Origin of the sequence: Ensifer adhaerens (genome assembly GCF_028993555.1) — a bacterium.
GTDB classification, from domain to species: domain Bacteria; phylum Pseudomonadota; class Alphaproteobacteria; order Rhizobiales; family Rhizobiaceae; genus Ensifer; species Ensifer adhaerens_I.
Genome location: NZ_CP118611.1, coordinates 2,698,041 through 2,715,007, shown reverse-complemented (window position 1 = coordinate 2,715,007; position 16,967 = coordinate 2,698,041). Strand labels below are relative to the sequence as shown.

Sequence of the window (16,967 nt, the reverse complement as noted above, 5' to 3'; positions counted from 1 at the left end):
CACATCGGCCATCCGCGAGAGCTCAATCTCCGGATGGCACGAACCGAAAGGAGAAAGTCATGGCAGCGAACGGCAGCTACAACGGAAAGTGCTTCTGCGGCGCGGTCGAGATCGAAGTGAGCGGCGATCCGGCCGCCATGGGCTTCTGTCATTGCAATTCGTGCCGGACGTGGTCGGCGGGACCAGTGAATGCCTTCACGCTCTGGCCGCCGGAGAAGGTCCGCATCGTCAAGGGCGCAGACAGTCTTGTCGGCTATCAGAAGACCGCGACGAGCGTGCGCAAATGGTGCAAGGCCTGCGGCGGTCACCTCATGACCGAGCATCCGCTCTGGGGCGTGACGGACGTCTATGCGGCCGTTATCCCGGCACTGCCGTTCAAACCCGCGCTCCACGTCAATTATCAGGAAACGGTGCTGCCGATGAAGGACGGCCTGCCCAAATATCGCGACTTCCCGCCGGCATTCGGCGGCACCGGAGAATTGATCGCGGAATGATTCAGGCCGCCGCCGGAGCGGTGCTCGCCAGATAGTGCTGGAGGGCAGTGCGCGTGTTGACGAACAGGCGATCGGGGCCGAGCTGATCGGCAAAACCGGAGGCTCGCACATAGGCGAGCACGTCCGGGTTCAGCTCGGCCAGCCAGACGGTGACCCCGTGTTCGCCGATGCGACGTTCGCCCTCCATCATCATCTGCAGTGCAGAATATTCGATATCGAAGACCCGGCTCATGTCGAGCACGAGAACTTTGGGCTTGTGCTTGGCGACCAGCATCTGCGCCTGGTCTGCCACCTGCTGGGCATTGGCGAAGAACAGGCGACCCTCGGGCCGAAGGATCAGCAGCCCTTCGAACGTCTCGTCGTCAGGATGATCCGGCGACAGCGGCCGGAGCCGGTCGGCGCCGCGCTTGCGGCCAAGGACATAGACCTTCGCCGATGCCGCCTGGCGCGCCAGTCCGATGAAGGAAAGCACGATTGCGACGATGATGCCCTGCAGCGTCCCGAAGAACAGGACGCCGAGGAAGGCGGCCAGCGCCCATTGGAATTCCATTCGCCGGACCTTGCGGACCGACCAGAAATCCGCCGGTTTGATAAGCCCCATCGAATAGACGATGACGATTGCCGCCAGGACCGCTTGCGGCAGGAGACCGAGCAGCGGCGCCAGCACCAGCATCGTGGCAGCCGCTGCCGCAGCGGTGACCAGCGACGCCACCTGCGAATGTCCGCCGACAGCGCGAACGACAGCCGTCTGTGATGTTCCGCCGCCGGCACTCATGGCTCCGAACAATGCGCCACCAAGGTTTGCAGCGCCCGTTGCCAGCAGTTCGCGGTTCGCCCTGATCGGCGGGTCGGAAGGTGCGGCAAATGCACGTCCGGCGGCGATGGTCTCGGTGAAGCTCATCAAGGCAATCCCGAGAGCACCGGGCAGAAGCTCTTGAACAAGACCGAGGCTCGGAAGCGTGATCGAAGGCAACGACTGCGGAATGAAGCCGACGGTGGAGACACCAAGCGCCTTGAGGCCAGCGAACCAGGAGAGCGCAATGCCTGCCGCCACCGCCAGAAGCGGCGCCGGCGAATGCGGCCAGAGCCGTTCCATCGCAAGAAGCGCCACCAGCGCCGCAGCCGCAATCGCGAGCGTCAGCAGCGAGGTCTCGGACAGGTGGCCGGCGATGGTGAGGATATCCCGGAAAAAGCCCTCCTTGGTAATGTGGAGGCCAAGCAGCTTCGGCACCTGGTCGAGCACGATGACGAGGCCGATGCCGGCCTTGAAGCCAATCAGGACTGGCGAGGAGATAAAATTGGCGACGAACCCGAAGCGAAGAACCGAAGCCAGGATGAGAAGCCCACCGGTCATCGCCGTCAGCGTCGCCGTTGCCGTTATCAACTTGCCGGGATCGCCATCCGGAACAGCAAGCCCGAGCTGTGTTCCGGCGAGAATGGCAAGGGTCGTGGTCGACGAGACGCTCAGCACTCGGGAGGTGCCGAGAAGCGCGTAGATGATCATCGGAACGAAGGCGGTGTAGAGGCCGACACTGACAGGGAGACCGGCGACCGTGGCATAGGCCATCGCCTTCGGCAGAACCACGGCAGCAGCCGTGAGGCCTGCTATCACGTCGAGCCGGAAACCCGCGGGGACACCGCGACCGTCGCCGACAAGCGAATGCTCGTTCGATGCCATCCGGACTATCCTCTGGCAGGAGCTTTCATGAAGTCATTCTAAAGCGATAGCACCGGGTAAAATCGCTTGCAAGGAACGCCCCAACTATACGTCGGGCGTCGCTTGTCTCCCACAAAAGCTGGAGCTGGCGGGCCGCTCGACTTGCGGATATCTTGAGGACGGCGCGTGCCGGGGCGAGAGTGGATTTCAGCGGCAGGGAGCAAGCCCAAGACTGGTCGTCGCGGGACATTCGGGACGTTGGCATGGCTCGCCTCCCGACCCCTACGAGAGGGAGAATTTGCGTGGCGGAATCTCATCGCAGGCGCCAGACAAAAAGAATGCGGCGCCTGTTCTTCGTCAATCTCTACCAGCAACTTCAGCTGCTCTGGCCGATCTTTTCCGCAGTCCTGATCGTGATGACCGGTTCCGGCGTCATCATCGGCCGCATCGAGGAATGGCGGCTCGACGAAGCCCTCTACTTCACCTTTGTCACCGGTCTGACGATCGGCTACGGCGACCTCACACCCAAACATCTGAGCGCGCGGCTGCTGGCTCTGGTGATCGGCTTTTCCGGTATCGTCCTGACCGGCCTCGTCGCGGCGATCAGCGTGCAGGCGCTGGACGCAACCAGCAACGATGAAGCGGACGATCGCTGAGGAGAGCGGACTGGCCATGCAGGTCCACTCCCCCGCGCAATCCTACCGCCGCTCAGCCGGCCACGAACCGCCCCTCGGACACGATCTCGGAAAGTGCCTTGCGGGGGCTCGGCTGTTCGCGCTGCTGCAATGCCTCCGGAAGCAACGCCTTGTCGCCCAGGCGACCGACCGCGACAGCCGCTTCGATCCTGTAGTTTTCGGGAACTTCTAGTTCGGTGCGGGCGCGGTCATGGTCGATGCCGGCCATGCCATGCGCCTGCCAGCCGGAATGGGCCGCCTGCAGGGCGAGCGCGCCCCAGGCCGCGCCCGTATCGAAGGAATGGGTGTAGGAGGGCACTTCTTCGCTGGCGCCCGGCGGCAGCAGGGAGGTCTTCGACAGCACGAAAATCAGGGCCGAGGCGTGCTGCGCCCAGCTGCGGTTGAACTCGTTCAGAAGGCCGAGCAGCTTTTCCCAGTCCTGCCCACCGCGACGGGCATAGACGAAATGCCACGGCTGAGCGTTGTAGGCAGACGGTGCCCAGCGGGCGGCCTCCAGAATTTCGAACAGTTCGGCCTCGGAAATCTCTTCGCCCGAGTAGGCTCGTGGCGACCAGCGTTCGAGAAAAAGCGGATTGATCGCGTGATCCGCGATCCGTGAGTTCACATGCAATGTCATGAGGATGGTCCATTCATCGGCGACGTCTGGCCGCCGTTCGGGTTGGTCATTGGCGGCCGAAGCTTTCGTATCGGTCGCAACGACTTTTCAAGGTCGAGATCTCATCGGAGAGTTCGGCGATACGGTCCTTGAGTTCATTGGCCGTCCCGTCCTCGAAGTCGTCGAAACCGAAACAGTCCCGCGCCTCGTGAAGCTCAAGACGGCCCTGCAGGACCTCGCGAATTGCGCTCAAACGCTCAAATTGCCGCAGCATACTCATCTCGGACCTCATTTCTGCCGGTCACCGCAATCCGCGCCGACCGGAGGGCGTTACTGCCCAGCTCGATTCCTGATCGAGCCTCTCCGAGATTATCCACTCAAATAGTAGATTAAAGGAATTCTGACCCAAAGAGCGGGCGAGACGTGGAAAACTGCTCCGCCTTTGGCCGACGTGAGAGCCGCGAGTGAAGGGGCAATGAAATGGAGGAAAAGACCGCCGTGATGGTGACGCGCTCAGCGGCATGGGCGGACCTGGGCGATGGGAGGCGCGCCCAGGTCCAAAGCGATCAAGCGGTCGGGAGGTCCTGCGCATCGGGGCGATTGCCATCGAGGAAGCCCATGTCCCGCTTCAGGTGGTCCGACAGGTCTCTGACGTCGACGACGTCCAACACTCTGCGCTTCCGGGCAAACAGAAGCGCCAGCCAGGAGTGCGTGGAAAAATCGCTTGTCGACGAAAAACTACGTACTTGAATGGTTGTCATAGCCGTCTTCCTCTTCATCAATCCGTCTAATGGACGGACCTTGAAAATGGTTATGAACAGCATCACCTTCCAATCGAATATCGCGTACCATGCATAAGGCCATTTAATGCATAAGGCACTTCCGCTCCCGCCATTGACGGCGGTCCGCGTCTTTGAGGCGGTCGCCCGGCATGGAAGCTTCACCAAGGCCGCAACCGAGCTCGGCATGACGCAGGCCGCGGTGAGCTACCAGATCAAGGTTCTCGAGGATCGGGTCGGCGCACCCCTGTTTCTGCGCCGCCCACGACAGATCGCACTGACCGAAGTGGGGAAACGGCTCGCTCCGGCGGTCACGCAGGCTTTCGAGCAGCTCAGCGAAGCCTATGTCACGGCGCGCGGCGGTGCCCAGGGGACGCTTGTCATCAGTACGATAGCGACGTTTGCCTCCAACTGGCTGGCGCGGCGCCTTGGCTCCTTTCAGATCGCCCACCCTTCGCTTGCCGTCCGCCTTCAAACGGAACCTCACCTTGTCGATTTCAGCCGCGAGGAAGTTGACATCGGCATTCGCTCTGGCCGCGGCGACTGGCCGGGGCTTGTAGCGCACCGGCTTATCAATGCCGACTTCACGCCGATGCTCAGTCCGGGCCTGGCGGCAAGCATCGGCGGGATCAACGAGCCGTCCGATCTCCTGCGTCTGCAGCTGCTCGACCCCGGCGATCCCTGGTGGGCAAAATGGTTTGCGACCGCCAATGTGGCTGCCGAGGGCCTTTCAAGTCGGCCTGGAGCCAGCATGGGCGCACAGGTCTACGAGGGAAATGCGGCAGTCGCCGGCCAGGGCGTGGCGATCCTGACGCCCGCCTTCTTTGCGGCCGAACTGGCCGACGGGCGCCTCGTCCAGCCCTTCGAACTGCTCTGCAACGACGACCTGGCCTACTGGCTGGTCTATCCCAAGACGCGGCGCAATTCGCCGAAGATCAGCGCCTTCCGCCAATGGATCCTCGGCGAAATCGGTACATCATCGCGCTGAAGCTGCGGCCGAGATGTGTACCCGCACCGGATTGATCTGCCGTGGAATCTTAAAACAGCCCGGAACTCTCAGGCGTGCCCGGGAGTTGCATTCCCGAAGCGCCCATTGTGAGGGCGTGCGGGAGCGGAGATGCAACGCGAGCCGACGGAACAATCCCGTTCAGCCACGGAGAACGCCTGGTGGACCGTGTATCGCGGCGATGGACCAATCATCGGCACCGCGATCCACAACGGGCATGCCATGCGCGGCGACGCCCGGGCGTTGGTGGCGCTGGCTGACCAAGAAAGGCTGCGCGAGGAGGATCCGTTCACGGAGTTCATCATCCGCGACCTCGCCAACCGCATCGTCGTCCACCGCTCGCGCTTCGAGGTCGATATCAATCGTGCCCGCGCACGCGCCATCTACCTCCAGCCCGCACAGGCCTGGGGCCTTTCCGTCTGGCGGGAGCAGCCGTCTGCCGAGTTGATCGAAACATCCCTTGCCGTCCATGACGAATACTACGCCATGCTGCGGTCGATGCTGACGGCAATCGAGCGCCGCCATCAGCGCTTCATCGTTCTCGACGTGCACAGCTACAATCATCGGCGCCAAGGACCGGAAGCCGAACCGACCGATATCGCCGAGGCGCCCGAAATCAACATCGGCACCGCGTCCATGGATCGGGCCAAATGGGCCGACGTCATCGACACGCTGATTTCGGCTGTCGGCGCCACCACGATCGCGGGCCAGCCCGTGGATGTGCGCGAGAACATTGCCTTCCAGGGGCGCGGGGAACAGACGCGCTTCGTCCACGAGCACTTTCCCGAAACTGGCTGCGCGATCGCAATCGAGTTCAAGAAGACCTTCATGGACGAGTGGACCGGCAAGCCGGATCTCGAAGCGTTGAGGTCGCTGCGCACGCTGGTCGGATCGCTCGTTCCGGTCCTGACTGAGGCGCTGGCGAGGCAACGATGACCGACGGGAGACCCATCCTCGCGCACTCTGATCGCGAGTCGCTCGATGAAGCCATAACCCGGCTGAAGGATGGTCGCGCCGTGCGACGGGATTTCCGCGAGGGTGGGAGACTGCACATCGACCGCCTGCTCCCCTTCCTCTGCGTTCATGTCGCCGCCGGGCGCGAACAGCCTGTCGCGCGCGACATCGCCCAGGCGAATGCGGCCTATCTTCTGGCTCCGAGCGCCGATATCGCCGATATCGTCATCGAACGGGTCGGCCGCGTGATCGAAGAACGCCTGGGCATGTTCATCGTCCTCGAATTTGCCGAACTCGAAAGCGATGACCCGCCCGCCAAGGACGCCCCCTTCCTGCTGCCCTTCCTCATCGAGGTGGTCGCCGGGGAAAGCGGCGCCGAACAGGTTGCCGCGAAAGCACTGATCGAGACGGCGGCGACGATCGAGGGAAAGTTTCGAACCCCGCATGTGACACTTGTCGGACGACGGCCGGATGTACCGGTAAGCCGAAAGGCCCTTGCGCTCGACTATCCGCATCTCACCGTGCGCTTTGCCCCGATCTATTGCGAACCGGGCACCCGCCGCATCTACCCGCAATTGCGCGAGCGGCTGGTCGCAAGCGTCTTCGATGCCGGGCTTCGCGCCATTGCGGCCTTCGTGCGCGCCCGGTCCGACGACTTTCGGCTGCCGACGCACCGCGCCTTCGGCCGCAAGGCCTTCGTCGATGCAGTGGTGCGTGCGGACCGCGGCATCGACGAGATTGCCTCGGGCTTCGATTTCCTGCTCGCGGTGACGCCGATCAACGCCGAGGCTGCCTGGGCCGAATTTGCGTCAAGCGGCTTTTCGAAAAGCCCGCGCCTCTACTACCGCCCGTTGACGCTGCAGATCGAAGCGGCCAAGCGTAAACTCTTCACTCTCAATTTCGAGCATCTCGAAGATCCGCTGCTCTATGCCCTCTATCGGGAAAAGCAGCAGGAGATCGACCTACAGCTTTCAATGATTTCCGCGCGAGAGACCCGGACGTTCGTCGAGTTTGGTCGCGCCCTCTACGGCCCGGTGGAAGGCGAACTTCTCAACGCCGCCATCGACATCCTTGCACGAACCGGGGCCGATGACGGGGTGTCACCGACATCTGAAGCCAAGCGCAACTGCGACCACATAAGGGAACGTGCCCAGGCGATGATATCGACCTATCGGCGCCAATCAGCCGATTTCACCGCGTCCGTCGAAATTCGCGACGACCTGCCAGCCGGCCTGCTCGTCTCGCGTGGCCAATTGCTGATCGCCCGAAGCTCGGCGCTTGACCCTGACCGCGTGGAGGCGCTGCTCAACCATGAAGTCGGCGTGCACCTTCTGACCTATTTCAACGGCTCGGCACAGGGGCTCAGGATTCTACGTTCCGGGCTTGCTGGTTATGAGGGCATGCAGGAAGGGCTCGCCGTCTTTGCCGAATACTTGAGCGCCGGGATGACCACGGATCGACTGCGGGTGCTTGCGGCGAGGGTCGTCGCTTGCGCAGCCCTGCTCGACGGCGCCCTGTTTCCGGACACCTACCGGCTGCTCGTCGACGACCACGGTTTCGGCACCGCCGAGGCCTTCAACATGACGCTGCGGATCTATCGCGGCGGCGGTCTCGTCAAGGACGCGATCTACCTGCGCGGTCTGCTGGAGCTTCTCGACCATCTTGCCGATGGCGGCAGTCTCGAGCCTTTCTGGATGGGCAAGATCGCCGCGTCGCATTTCGGTGCGATCCAGGAACTCAATCTGCGCGGCCTCCTCGGTGCCGCGGCCGTTCGCCCTATTTTTCTCGACGACGTCAAGGCGCGCGACCGACTGCAGCGAGCCCAGCGGGGAATGACCCCGCTCGACATGGTCGCAGACTAGGAAAGCCGATGCGAATTGCCTTTCTCGTCAACTCGATCGAGGGTGAAGAGACCTTCTACGCGACGACATCGCTTGCGCTTGCAGCGCTCGCCCGCGGCCACGAGATCACCTACGTCACGCCCGGCGATTTCGTCCTGAGGCCGGATAGCCGGCTAATGATCCACGCCCTCGACCTCGGTACGGCAAAGCCGCGCAAGGCCGAAACCTTCATTGCTGCTTTGCGCAGCGGTGCCACACGGCGCGTCACCCTGGATATCACCGAGATCGACGTTCTGTTTCTGAGGAACGACCCGTCGGAAGACACCGGCCCACGTTCCTGGGCCGCTCAGGCCGGCGTCATCTTCGGGCGGCTTGCAGCCGAGCGCGGGGCAATCGTCGTCAACGATCCGGACGGACTGGCTCGGGCACAGAACAAGCTCTATCTCCAGGACTTCCCCGAAATCGTTCGACCGACCACGCTGATCTCGAAACAGATCGAGGAGATCAGGGCCTTCGTCGACGCGCATCCCGAGGGTGTCATCCTGAAACCGCTGCAAGGTTCCGGCGGCAAGAACGTCTTCAAGGTCAGCTCCAGCCACGAGACAAACCTCAACCAGATTTTCGAGGCGGTCAGCGAGATGGGCTACGTGATCGCGCAGGAATATCTGCCGGCAGCAACCGAAGGCGACGTCAGGCTGTTCCTGATGAATGGCCGGCCGCTCAAGCGAGGCGATACCTACGCTGCGGTTCGGCGCATCCCGGCGGAAGGCGAGCTGCGTTCCAACATGCATGTCAACGGCAGGCCGGCACCTGCGGTGATAACGCCCGAAATGCTCGCCGTTGCCGAACAGATGCGCCCCAAGCTGGTGCGCGATGGCATGTTTCTCGTGGGGCTCGATGTGGTCGGCGACAGGCTCGTCGAGGTGAATGTCTTCACCCCCGGAGCCTTACCCGAGATCGCCGAACTCACCTCGATCGAATTCAGCGAGGATATCGTGGTGGCGCTTGAGCGAAAGCTCGACATCAAACGGGCCAATGGCGGCGTGCTCTCCAATCGCGAGCTTGCAACCCTGTGACCTAGTGCTCGCACGACAGGCCCGCGACCGGGGAAATCCTGCCTTTCGCACTGTCAAAGCCCTGTCCGCGCGGTATAAGCGCCGCGCAGACTGGCATCCTCGTGCTCCCAAGCGAAGATCACAGCCTGCCGCCGGCGCGTCCCAAGCGACGCCCTCCCGAGGCCCAAGCTCCGGCGTCAACAACATCATAAGGTTAAACCATTGGCAGGTATCATCACCAAGGGCGCCGAGCCCACGCGCGCGGCCTCATCCGCGTCACCCGACGCGGCGGGCTATCGATTTGCCCTCTTCGCGCTCACCTCACTGTTCTTCATGTGGGGCTTCATCACGTGCCTGAACGACATTCTGATCCCGCATCTGAAGAACGTCTTCTCGCTCAACTACACGCAGTCGATGCTGATCCAGTTCTGCTTCTTCGGCGCTTACTTCATCGTCTCACTGCCCGCCGGCGCGCTCGTCAAGCGCATCAGCTACAAGTGGGGGATCGTGCTTGGGCTCGTCATCGCCGCCATCGGCTGCGCTCTCTTCGTCCCGGCGGCAAGCTACCGCATCTATGCGCTGTTCCTCGGTGCGCTCTTCGTCCTGGCAAGCGGCATCACGCTGCTGCAGGTCTCGGCCAACCCCTATGTGACGGTGCTTGGCCCGCCGGATACAGCCGCGAGCCGGCTGACGCTGACCCAGGCCTTCAACTCGCTCGGCACGACGCTCGCCCCGATGTTCGGTGCGACACTGATCCTCTCGGCCGCCGTCGTTGCCACAGCCGACGCGTCGCCGGAGCAGGTGGACGCTCTGAGGCTCGCCGAAGCAAGCGCAGTCAAGATGCCCTACATGCTTCTTGCCGCCGCCTTCCTGCTGCTTGCGGCGCTCTTTGCCGCCCTGAAGCTGCCGACCGTCGAAGTGCATGACGAGATCGAGCCGATCACCGACGGCAAGTCGGCCTGGCACTACCGCCACCTGGTTCTCGGCGCCATCGGTATCTTCGTCTATGTCGGTGCGGAGGTCAGCATCGGCAGCTTCCTCGTCAACTTCCTGAACCAGCCCGATATCGCCGGCCTCTCTGAGGCCGAAGCCGCCCATTATGTGATGTATTTCTGGGGCGGAGCGATGGTCGGCCGGTTCATCGGCGCGGTTGCGATGCGTTTCGTCGACGACGGCAAGGCGCTGGCCTTCAACGCCGCCGCGGCGATCGTGCTGTTGCTGCTCACCGTCTTTGCCGGAGGCAGCGTTGCCATGTGGTCGGTTCTGGCGATCGGGCTTTTCAACTCGATCATGTTTCCGACGATCTTCAGCCTGGCGCTCTACGGCCTCGGGAAATACACGAGCCAGGGCTCCGGCATCCTGTGCCTGGCGATCGTCGGCGGGGCGCTGTTACCGCTCGTTCAGGGCGGCCTTGCCGATACGATCGGCATCCACCTCGCCTTCCTGATGCCCGTCGTCTGCTATGCCTACATCGCCTTTTACGGCCTGAAGGGGCACAAGCCGACCTGACCTCACAAGCCGCACTTCGCCGCCTCGGCGGCGAAGTGCTCTCCAGCCTCTTGAAATGGCGCAGTTCACGTTTTCGTGGAGTTGCTTTGTCGCCTAGAGCGACTCGTCGACGATGACGACCGGGCGCCCCATCGAGCAAGCTTCCACACGCGCCTCGACGCGGTAGACGGAGCGCAGCATGTCCGCAGTGATGACCTCATGGGTCGGACCACTCGCCAGCACCGATCCGCCGCTGATGACGATCGTGTCGTCGCAATAGCGCAGCGCATGGTTCAGATCGTGCAGCGCTATCAGCACCGCCATGCCCGACTGTGCCGACAGGCGCTTCATGAAGTCGAGCACTTCGATCTGGCGGAAGAGATCGAGCGCCGAGGTCGGCTCGTCCATCAACAGCACTTCGGGCTTGCGCACCAGGGCCTGGGCAATGGAGACGAGCTGACGCTGGCCGCCCGAGAGTTCGCCGAGCCCGCGAAAGGCGAGGTCGGCGATCCGCAATTCGCCGAGCACCCGGTCGATTTCCGAGAGTTCGGCATCCTTCACCTTCCAGCCCGATCCCTGCTTGGCCGACAGGAGCACCGATTCATAAACGGTGAGCACGGCATTCGCGCCCGTATCCTGCGGCATGTAGCAGATGCCTTCGGGTCCCTTGACCGTGTCCGAAAGGTGGACGGTACCAGGCCCTGACGTCAGGTTCGCGATGCGCTTGAACAGCGTCGACTTGCCGGCGGCGTTGGGACCGATCACTGCCGTCAGGCCACCGCCCCGGAGCACACCGGTGTTAACGTCCGACAGCACCGTTCGCCGGCCATAGTTCGCGCCGACGTTATCCAGCGACAGGCTTACCATGCGCGCCTCCTGTTGGTGAAAATCAGCACGAAGAAGAAGGGCACGCCGACAAGCGCGGTGATGACGCCGATCGGCAGCACAGCGCCCGGGATCAGCATCTTGCTGACGACGGAGGTGACGGAAAGCAAGAGCGCGCCGCAGAGCACCGAGGCCGGCAGGAAGAAGCGCTGATCCTCGCCGACCAGCATGCGGGCGATGTGAGGACCGACGAGGCCGACGAATCCGATCGTGCCGACAAAGGAGACCGGAATTGCCGCAAGCAGGCTGACCGTCATCATCGCTTCGAGCCTTAGCCGGCGAACATTGATGCCGAAGCTCGCCGCCTTGTCGTCGCCGAGCCGAAGCGCGGTCAACGCCCAGGCGTGCCTTGCAAAGAGCGGCAAGGCGAAGAGGAGTACGGCGCCGGTGATCCAGACCTTCGGCCAGGTTGCCTTGGTGAGGCTGCCCATCGTCCAGAACACGACCGCGGCCAGCGCCTGTTCGGAGGCAAGGTATTCGAGCAGCGACAGCGCGGCATTGAAGGTAAAGACGAGTGCGATGCCGAGGAGCACGATCGTTTCGACCGTGACGCCGCGCATGGTGGAGGCGAAGTGGATGAAGAGCGCCGCCAGCATCGCCATCAGGAAGGCGTTGATCGGCACCATGTATTGGACAGCGACCGGAAAGACCGCGACACCGGCAACGAGGCCGAGGGCCGCGCCGAAGCCGGCAGCGGCGGAAATGCCGAGCGTGAACGGACTTGCCAGCGGGTTGGCGAGGATCGTCTGCATCTGCGCACCGGCGACCGACAGCGAGGCTCCGACCGTGACCGCCATCAACGCGATCGGCATGCGGATATCCCAGATCACCACCCGGAGCTGGTCGCTCACCGTTTCCGGACCGAACAGCGCCGCCAGCACATCGGCGAGCGGGTAGTTCGCAGGGCCAAGCGCCATGTCGACCGCGACAGACGCAAAGAGCGCGGCCAGCAGACAGAAGATCAACACCAAACGGCGCAGGACGAGCGCGCGGTAACGCCCTCGTCCCTCAATGCCGGAAACCTGGTCGGTCATGGCAACCATCACTCACCACCCTTCGGAAACGAGGCGAAGTAGCCGGGGCGATAGGTCACCGGCAGGAACTTCTCGTGAAATTCTCGGAACGTCCGGTCCGGGTCGAGGTCGGCAAAAAGTTCCGGATGGAACCACTTGGCAAACTGCTGGATCGGAATGAACTCGTAGGGCGCGCCGTAGAACTGATGCCAGACGGCGTGCACGTTATTTTCCTTCACCGCCTTTAGGCCGGGGAAGCCCGGGCGCTGCATCAGGCCACGCAAACGCTCCACGGCCGCCGCCGTATCGGCACCGCGACCGACGCTGACGAACTGGTTGAGATCGGATTCGGCCGACCAGTTGCTGCCGGTGATGATGACCTGGTCAGGATCGCTGACGATCAATTGCTCGGGATTGAGGTCGCCGAAGGTGCCCTTGATCACATCCGAGCCGATATTGTGGCCGCCGGCCTCTTCCACCATCTTGCCGAAATTCGCCGGTCCGAACGTTCGGCAGCAGACGACGTCGCCGGTGATGCCGGGCGAACGCTCGATGAAGACCTTCGGGCGCGCGATTGCCCCCGCTTTCTGCAGGCGGTCCGTCACCAGCGCGATCTGGGCGTTGCGGTATTCGATGAATTCGCGCGCCTTCGTCTCGGCACCGAAAAGCTGGCCGAGGATTTCCACCGACTTCTCGCTGTTGGCCGCCGGATCGACGCGGAAATCGAGGTAGACGACGGCAATTCCAGCGGCCGCAGCCTTATCGAAGAAACCCGATTCCTCCACCGCCTTCTCGGCTTCGAGGTTCAGGGTCAGCACGTCGGGCTTCAGCGCAATGGCCGCTTCGAGGCTGAAATCGCCCGAGGGGATGTAGCCGAAGCGTGGCAGCTTCTCGATCTCGGGGAAACGCTCGACATAGGCGGCGTAGGAATCCGGATCCTTCTTCAGGAGATCGTCGCGCCAGCCGACGATCGTGTCGAAGACATGCTCGCCTTTCAGCGCCGCCGCGACATGGATCTGCCGCGCCTCGCCGAGCAGGATGCGCTTGGCGGGTAACGCGATTTCGACCTTGCGGCCGGTGACGTCGATGATTTCCGCAGCGCTGACGGGCAGTGCCGTAAGCAAGATCGCCGCGATCATCGCCGCAGCGATTTTCCTGAAGATCGACATGGTCATTCCTTTCGATCGTGACGCCGCTGCTGCTTCTTTAAATCGCATGCGATTTAAAGACGAAAACATGCAGCAATTCAAAGTGCTACGGCGACCTTTGCGCGTCTGCTAAGACGCGCGGCGTCGTAGAGACCTCCCCCTCCGGCTGTCGGTCTGCTTACTTGCTGGTCGTCAATGAGACGAAGTATCCGCTCTTGTAGGGAAGCGGCAGGAAGCGCTCATGCAGCTCCTTGAACGTCGCTTCCGGATCGAGGTCGGCGAAAAGATCCGGATGCAGCCACTTGGCGATCTGCTGGATCGCGACGAACTGATAGGGGTTGTTGTAGAACTGGTGCCAGATGGCATGGACCTGGCCGTCCTTGACCGCCTGCACGCCGGTGAAGGCCGGGCGCTTGGTCAGGTTTTCAAGCTTGCGGGCCGCTTCCTTTTGATCGGCGCCATAACCGACGCCGACCCAGGCGCCGCCCGGCACGTAACCCTGCCAGTTGCCGCCGGTGATGATGATCTGCTGCGGGTTTGCGGCGATGATCTGCTCCGGATTGACCGTGCCGAAGGTGCCGGGAATGATGTCCTTCGCCATGTTCACCCCGCCGGCGAATTCGACCATCTTGCCGAAATTCTCGTTGCCGAAGGACATGCAGCAATCGTCGGAGTACCCGCCGGCGCGCTCGACGAAGACCAGCGGCTTCTTCGGGTTGGCCTTTGCCAAAGCGTCGGTCACCTTGGCGATGCTTTCGGCACGGAACTTGATGAACTCCTCGGCCTTCTCTTCCTTGCCGAGCAGCTTGCCCATCACGCGCATGCTCGGCTCGGTGTTTTCCATCGGCTTTTCGCGGAAGTCGACATAGACGAGCGGAATGCCGACCTTGGCGAGCTTTTCGATATAACCGGCCTCTTCCGTCGCGGTCTTTGCATCGACGTTCATCAGCACGACATCGGGCTTCAGCGCCACCGCCTGCTCGATGTCGAAGGTGCCGTCCTTCATCCCGCCGAAGGTCGGCAGCTTGGCGATATCAGGGTATTTCTCAAGATAGGCGGCGTAGCTTTCGGGATCAGCCTTGGAAAGGTCGTCACGCCAGCCGACGACGCGCCTGAATGGATCGTCACGGTCAAGCGCACCGAGGAAATAGATCTGGCGGCCTTCGCCGAGGATGACATGTTCGACCGGTACATTGACCTCGACATCGCGGCCGGTCACGTCTTTCAACGTCACGACATCAGCGAAGGCGGCCGTTGAAAAAAGCACGCAAAAACCCGTGGCGGCCACAGCCACCCTGTTGAAAAACCGCATTGTTTTCTGCTCCGCTGGGAAAATCGTGGCGATCTAATGTTTCATGACTTTATTAGTCAACATTTATCTTTTAGAACGCCTCCAAACAGAGACGGCGGTATCGACATGAGCGACGTAACGGATCGGCGGAACTACAACCTGCGGGATGAGATCAAGGCCTACTGGTCGGAGCGTGCCGCAACCTTCGATCTATCGCCGGGGCACGAGATCTTCTCGGAGGAGGAGCGCGCGGCCTGGCACGCGTTGTTTCTGCGCCACCTCGGACCGGGCGCCGGCCGCGCCGCGTTGGACCTTGCAAGCGGGACGGGCGTCGTCTCGCATCTGCTCGACGAACTCGGTTTCAAGGTGCAGGGTCTGGATTGGGCCGAACCCATGCTCGAACGCGCCCGCGAAAAGGCCCGCAAGCGTGGCCGCTCCATCCGCTTCGCCCTCGGTGACGCTGAAAATACCATGGAGCCCGACGGCCATTACGACGTGATCGTCAACCGGCATCTGGTGTGGACGCTCGTCGATCCGGCCGCAGCCTTTGCCGAATGGTTGCGTGTTCTCAAGCCCGGCGGCACGCTGCTGATCGTCGATGGCGACTTTGTGAACACCACGGCGCTCGAGCGGCTGTTCTCAAAGCTCAGCGCCTGGGGACAACGCCTCGGCCTCTTCAGGGCGGAAACGCCGACTGGCTCACCGCAGATGATGGCGACGCATCGCAGCATTCTCTCCCGCGTGCATTTCTCCAAGGGCGCCCGCGCCGAGGCCGTCGTCGAACTTTTGCAGAAGGCCGGCTTCGTCGACATCACGGTCGACAGGGACCTCCGCGAGATCCATCGCACCCAGGCCAGGAACTGGAATGTCTTCAAGGGTCTGGCACGGCAGTCCCAGCATCGCTACGCTGTTCGGGCGGAAAAACCCTAGCAAAATCCTGCCATTGGGATTGCCCGATACCGGCTGATCCCCCACATGATGGGACGGAGTTTCGACAGCCCTGTCGTGAACGATCAACTGGAAAAGGTAAGAAGAATGCGCACTACAATCTTGTTGGTAATGGTTCTGGGCCTCGCCGCATGCTCCCAAACCGGCGGTGGCAGTTACAGCGGGGACTACGAAAACGGCGACGGTGACTATTATCCCGGGATCGTCGCTCCAAAGTAGATCGTGACTCACCGTAAACCGTGATCTGGCATCCCCTCCCGCCGACATTGTGCAATCTTGCGATTGGCGGGGTGGGTTCTCAACAGCCCGTCACTGGCAAATGGCGCCATGCGGTGCACTTGCGGAAGGACGGCGCAGGATCGCCCGCCGGCGTATTGCCGCCTGCCATTCTAGCCGCCAATCCGCTCCGCCAAACGCCGCAGGCCTGGGATGTCCTTCAGCGTCAGCTTCTGCCGCCCGCCCTGGACGAGGCCCTGCCCTTCCCAGGCGCTGAGGATACGCGAGACCGTGTGCAGCGTCGTCCCGGTCATTTCGGCGATATCCTGGCGCGAGATCGGAAAGTCGATGCGGATGCCGCCGCCGTCGGGTTTGCCGGCCTGTTCGGCGAGCCGCAGCACCGTGTGTGCGACGCGGCGCTCGACCTCTTCCGTCGACATTTCACGAATGCGGGTGTGCGCCTCGTCGAGACGCTGACCGATCGTGTGCATGGCGTTGACGGCGAGGTGGGGATTCTTCTCGACGAAGACGTTCCAGAGCTCCGTCGGCCAGGCGAGAACCAGGCTCTCGGTCGCCGCCGTCGCCGTTCCCGGATAGTCGCTGCGCTGCAGCGCACGGGCAAAGCCGAAGAGGTCACCGGGATTGACGACCCGGACGATGATCTGCTGCCCGTCCTTGGTGACCTGGGTCACCTTCAGCCGGCCGTGCAGCAGCAGGAAGAAGAAATCGGCCTGCGCGCCCTGTTCGAACACGGCTTCGTTCTGCGGAACGCGCCTAACCGTGGCGCGCGTCAGCAGCGAATCCAGTTCCGTGTCGCTCATCTTCTGGAACAGAGGGAGCGATTTGACGAGTGTGCGATCGAGTGCAGCCACTTTGGCCCTACATCCTGCCGTTTGAGTTGC

The 16,967-nt window shown here is 62.6% G+C and carries 17 protein-coding genes; 8 read left to right on the top strand and 9 right to left on the bottom strand.

What is annotated here, in order from left to right:
* Positions 1-59 precede the first annotated feature (59 nt).
* Positions 60-494 carry a GFA family protein gene (locus PWG15_RS32435; protein WP_275025733.1) on the top strand — a complete coding sequence of 145 codons (435 nt, stop codon included), beginning with the start codon at positions 60-62 and terminating at the stop codon, positions 492-494.
* A 1-nt stretch (position 495) separates the two neighbouring features.
* On the opposite strand, the gene PWG15_RS32430 is transcribed toward PWG15_RS32435, so the two are convergent.
* Positions 496-2,172: a SulP family inorganic anion transporter gene (locus tag PWG15_RS32430; RefSeq protein ID WP_425536794.1), complete on the bottom strand. Its 1,677-nt coding sequence runs from the start codon at positions 2,170-2,172 to the stop codon at positions 496-498.
* A 317-nt stretch (positions 2,173-2,489) separates the two neighbouring features.
* Between PWG15_RS32430 and PWG15_RS32425 the strand changes: the two genes are divergently transcribed.
* Complete coding sequence (locus PWG15_RS32425) at positions 2,490-2,807, top strand: potassium channel family protein (protein ID WP_275027293.1); 318 nt, start codon at positions 2,490-2,492, stop codon at positions 2,805-2,807.
* Between the two features lie 52 nt (positions 2,808-2,859).
* Here PWG15_RS32425 and PWG15_RS32420 read toward each other — a convergent pair whose 3' ends face one another.
* The 3 genes from PWG15_RS32420 to PWG15_RS32410 form a co-directional block, all read right to left on the bottom strand.
* On the bottom strand, positions 2,860-3,456 hold the full coding sequence (locus PWG15_RS32420; RefSeq protein WP_275027292.1) for a nitroreductase family protein: 597 nt from the start codon (positions 3,454-3,456) through the stop codon (positions 2,860-2,862).
* A 52-nt stretch (positions 3,457-3,508) separates the two neighbouring features.
* Positions 3,509-3,721: a hypothetical protein gene (locus PWG15_RS32415; RefSeq protein WP_275025732.1), complete on the bottom strand. Its 213-nt coding sequence runs from the start codon at positions 3,719-3,721 to the stop codon at positions 3,509-3,511.
* Positions 3,722-4,007: 286 nt separating this feature from the next.
* Positions 4,008-4,202 carry a hypothetical protein gene (locus tag PWG15_RS32410; RefSeq protein ID WP_275025731.1) on the bottom strand — a complete coding sequence of 65 codons (195 nt, stop codon included), beginning with the start codon at positions 4,200-4,202 and terminating at the stop codon, positions 4,008-4,010.
* Positions 4,203-4,308: 106 nt separating this feature from the next.
* Here PWG15_RS32410 and PWG15_RS32405 point away from each other — a divergent pair, with 106 nt between their 5' ends.
* From PWG15_RS32405 to PWG15_RS32385, 5 genes are all read left to right on the top strand, one after another.
* Positions 4,309-5,208: a LysR substrate-binding domain-containing protein gene (locus PWG15_RS32405; protein ID WP_275025730.1), complete on the top strand. Its 900-nt coding sequence runs from the start codon at positions 4,309-4,311 to the stop codon at positions 5,206-5,208.
* 129 nt (positions 5,209-5,337) lie between these two features.
* Positions 5,338-6,162: an N-formylglutamate amidohydrolase gene (locus PWG15_RS32400; RefSeq protein WP_275025729.1), complete on the top strand. Its 825-nt coding sequence runs from the start codon at positions 5,338-5,340 to the stop codon at positions 6,160-6,162.
* Complete coding sequence (locus tag PWG15_RS32395) at positions 6,159-8,042, top strand: flavohemoglobin expression-modulating QEGLA motif protein (RefSeq protein WP_275025728.1); 1,884 nt, start codon at positions 6,159-6,161, stop codon at positions 8,040-8,042. Before PWG15_RS32400 ends, PWG15_RS32395 begins: the two co-directional genes overlap by 4 nt.
* A gap of 8 nt (positions 8,043-8,050) precedes the next feature.
* On the top strand, positions 8,051-9,097 hold the full coding sequence (locus tag PWG15_RS32390) for a glutathione synthetase (RefSeq protein ID WP_275025727.1): 1,047 nt from the start codon (positions 8,051-8,053) through the stop codon (positions 9,095-9,097).
* A gap of 213 nt (positions 9,098-9,310) precedes the next feature.
* Entirely contained in the window at positions 9,311-10,585 is a 1,275-nt protein-coding gene (locus PWG15_RS32385; protein WP_275027291.1) for a sugar MFS transporter, read from the top strand.
* A 93-nt stretch (positions 10,586-10,678) separates the two neighbouring features.
* Here the strand turns inward: PWG15_RS32385 and PWG15_RS32380 are convergent, their stop codons facing one another.
* The 4 genes from PWG15_RS32380 to PWG15_RS32365 all read right to left on the bottom strand — a co-directional run bounded on the left by PWG15_RS32380 (position 10,679) and on the right by PWG15_RS32365 (position 14,922).
* The gene (locus tag PWG15_RS32380) at positions 10,679-11,431 is read right to left on the bottom strand and encodes an ABC transporter ATP-binding protein (RefSeq protein ID WP_275025726.1); all 753 of its coding nucleotides are present in this window, start codon (positions 11,429-11,431) and stop codon (positions 10,679-10,681) included.
* Complete coding sequence (locus PWG15_RS32375; RefSeq protein WP_275025725.1) at positions 11,425-12,492, bottom strand: FecCD family ABC transporter permease; 1,068 nt, start codon at positions 12,490-12,492, stop codon at positions 11,425-11,427. The genes PWG15_RS32380 and PWG15_RS32375 overlap by 7 nt, the downstream gene beginning before the upstream one ends.
* Entirely contained in the window at positions 12,492-13,601 is a 1,110-nt protein-coding gene (locus tag PWG15_RS32370; RefSeq protein WP_425536838.1) for an ABC transporter substrate-binding protein, read from the bottom strand. The genes PWG15_RS32375 and PWG15_RS32370 overlap by 1 nt, the downstream gene beginning before the upstream one ends.
* 187 nt (positions 13,602-13,788) lie before the next feature.
* Positions 13,789-14,922, bottom strand: a complete 1,134-nt coding sequence (locus PWG15_RS32365) for an ABC transporter substrate-binding protein (RefSeq protein ID WP_275025723.1) — start codon at positions 14,920-14,922, stop codon at positions 13,789-13,791.
* A gap of 105 nt (positions 14,923-15,027) precedes the next feature.
* Here PWG15_RS32365 and PWG15_RS32360 point away from each other — a divergent pair, with 105 nt between their 5' ends.
* Complete coding sequence (locus PWG15_RS32360; protein WP_275025722.1) at positions 15,028-15,831, top strand: class I SAM-dependent methyltransferase; 804 nt, start codon at positions 15,028-15,030, stop codon at positions 15,829-15,831.
* A gap of 407 nt (positions 15,832-16,238) precedes the next feature.
* Here PWG15_RS32360 and PWG15_RS32355 read toward each other — a convergent pair whose 3' ends face one another.
* Positions 16,239-16,937 carry a Crp/Fnr family transcriptional regulator gene (locus tag PWG15_RS32355; RefSeq protein ID WP_275025721.1) on the bottom strand — a complete coding sequence of 233 codons (699 nt, stop codon included), beginning with the start codon at positions 16,935-16,937 and terminating at the stop codon, positions 16,239-16,241.
* Positions 16,938-16,967: the final 30 nt, after the last annotated feature.

Coding starts and splice junctions, on each gene's coding strand:
- PWG15_RS32370 (WP_425536838.1), bottom strand. CDS start 13,601: ATGATCGCGGCGATCTTGCTTACGGCACTGCCCGTCAGCGCTGCGGAA.
- PWG15_RS32395 (WP_275025728.1), top strand. CDS start 6,159: ATGACCGACGGGAGACCCATCCTCGCGCACTCTGATCGCGAGTCGCTC.
- PWG15_RS32425 (WP_275027293.1), top strand. CDS start 2,490: ATGCGGCGCCTGTTCTTCGTCAATCTCTACCAGCAACTTCAGCTGCTC.
- PWG15_RS32435 (WP_275025733.1), top strand. CDS start 60: ATGGCAGCGAACGGCAGCTACAACGGAAAGTGCTTCTGCGGCGCGGTC.
- PWG15_RS32410 (WP_275025731.1), bottom strand. CDS start 4,202: ATGACAACCATTCAAGTACGTAGTTTTTCGTCGACAAGCGATTTTTCC.
- PWG15_RS32390 (WP_275025727.1), top strand. CDS start 8,051: ATGCGAATTGCCTTTCTCGTCAACTCGATCGAGGGTGAAGAGACCTTC.
- PWG15_RS32400 (WP_275025729.1), top strand. CDS start 5,338: ATGCAACGCGAGCCGACGGAACAATCCCGTTCAGCCACGGAGAACGCC.
- PWG15_RS32430 (WP_425536794.1), bottom strand. CDS start 2,172: ATGGCATCGAACGAGCATTCGCTTGTCGGCGACGGTCGCGGTGTCCCC.
- PWG15_RS32415 (WP_275025732.1), bottom strand. CDS start 3,721: ATGAGTATGCTGCGGCAATTTGAGCGTTTGAGCGCAATTCGCGAGGTC.
- PWG15_RS32360 (WP_275025722.1), top strand. CDS start 15,028: ATGAGCGACGTAACGGATCGGCGGAACTACAACCTGCGGGATGAGATC.
- PWG15_RS32380 (WP_275025726.1), bottom strand. CDS start 11,431: ATGGTAAGCCTGTCGCTGGATAACGTCGGCGCGAACTATGGCCGGCGA.
- PWG15_RS32375 (WP_275025725.1), bottom strand. CDS start 12,492: ATGGTTGCCATGACCGACCAGGTTTCCGGCATTGAGGGACGAGGGCGT.
- PWG15_RS32365 (WP_275025723.1), bottom strand. CDS start 14,922: ATGCGGTTTTTCAACAGGGTGGCTGTGGCCGCCACGGGTTTTTGCGTG.
- PWG15_RS32405 (WP_275025730.1), top strand. CDS start 4,309: ATGCATAAGGCACTTCCGCTCCCGCCATTGACGGCGGTCCGCGTCTTT.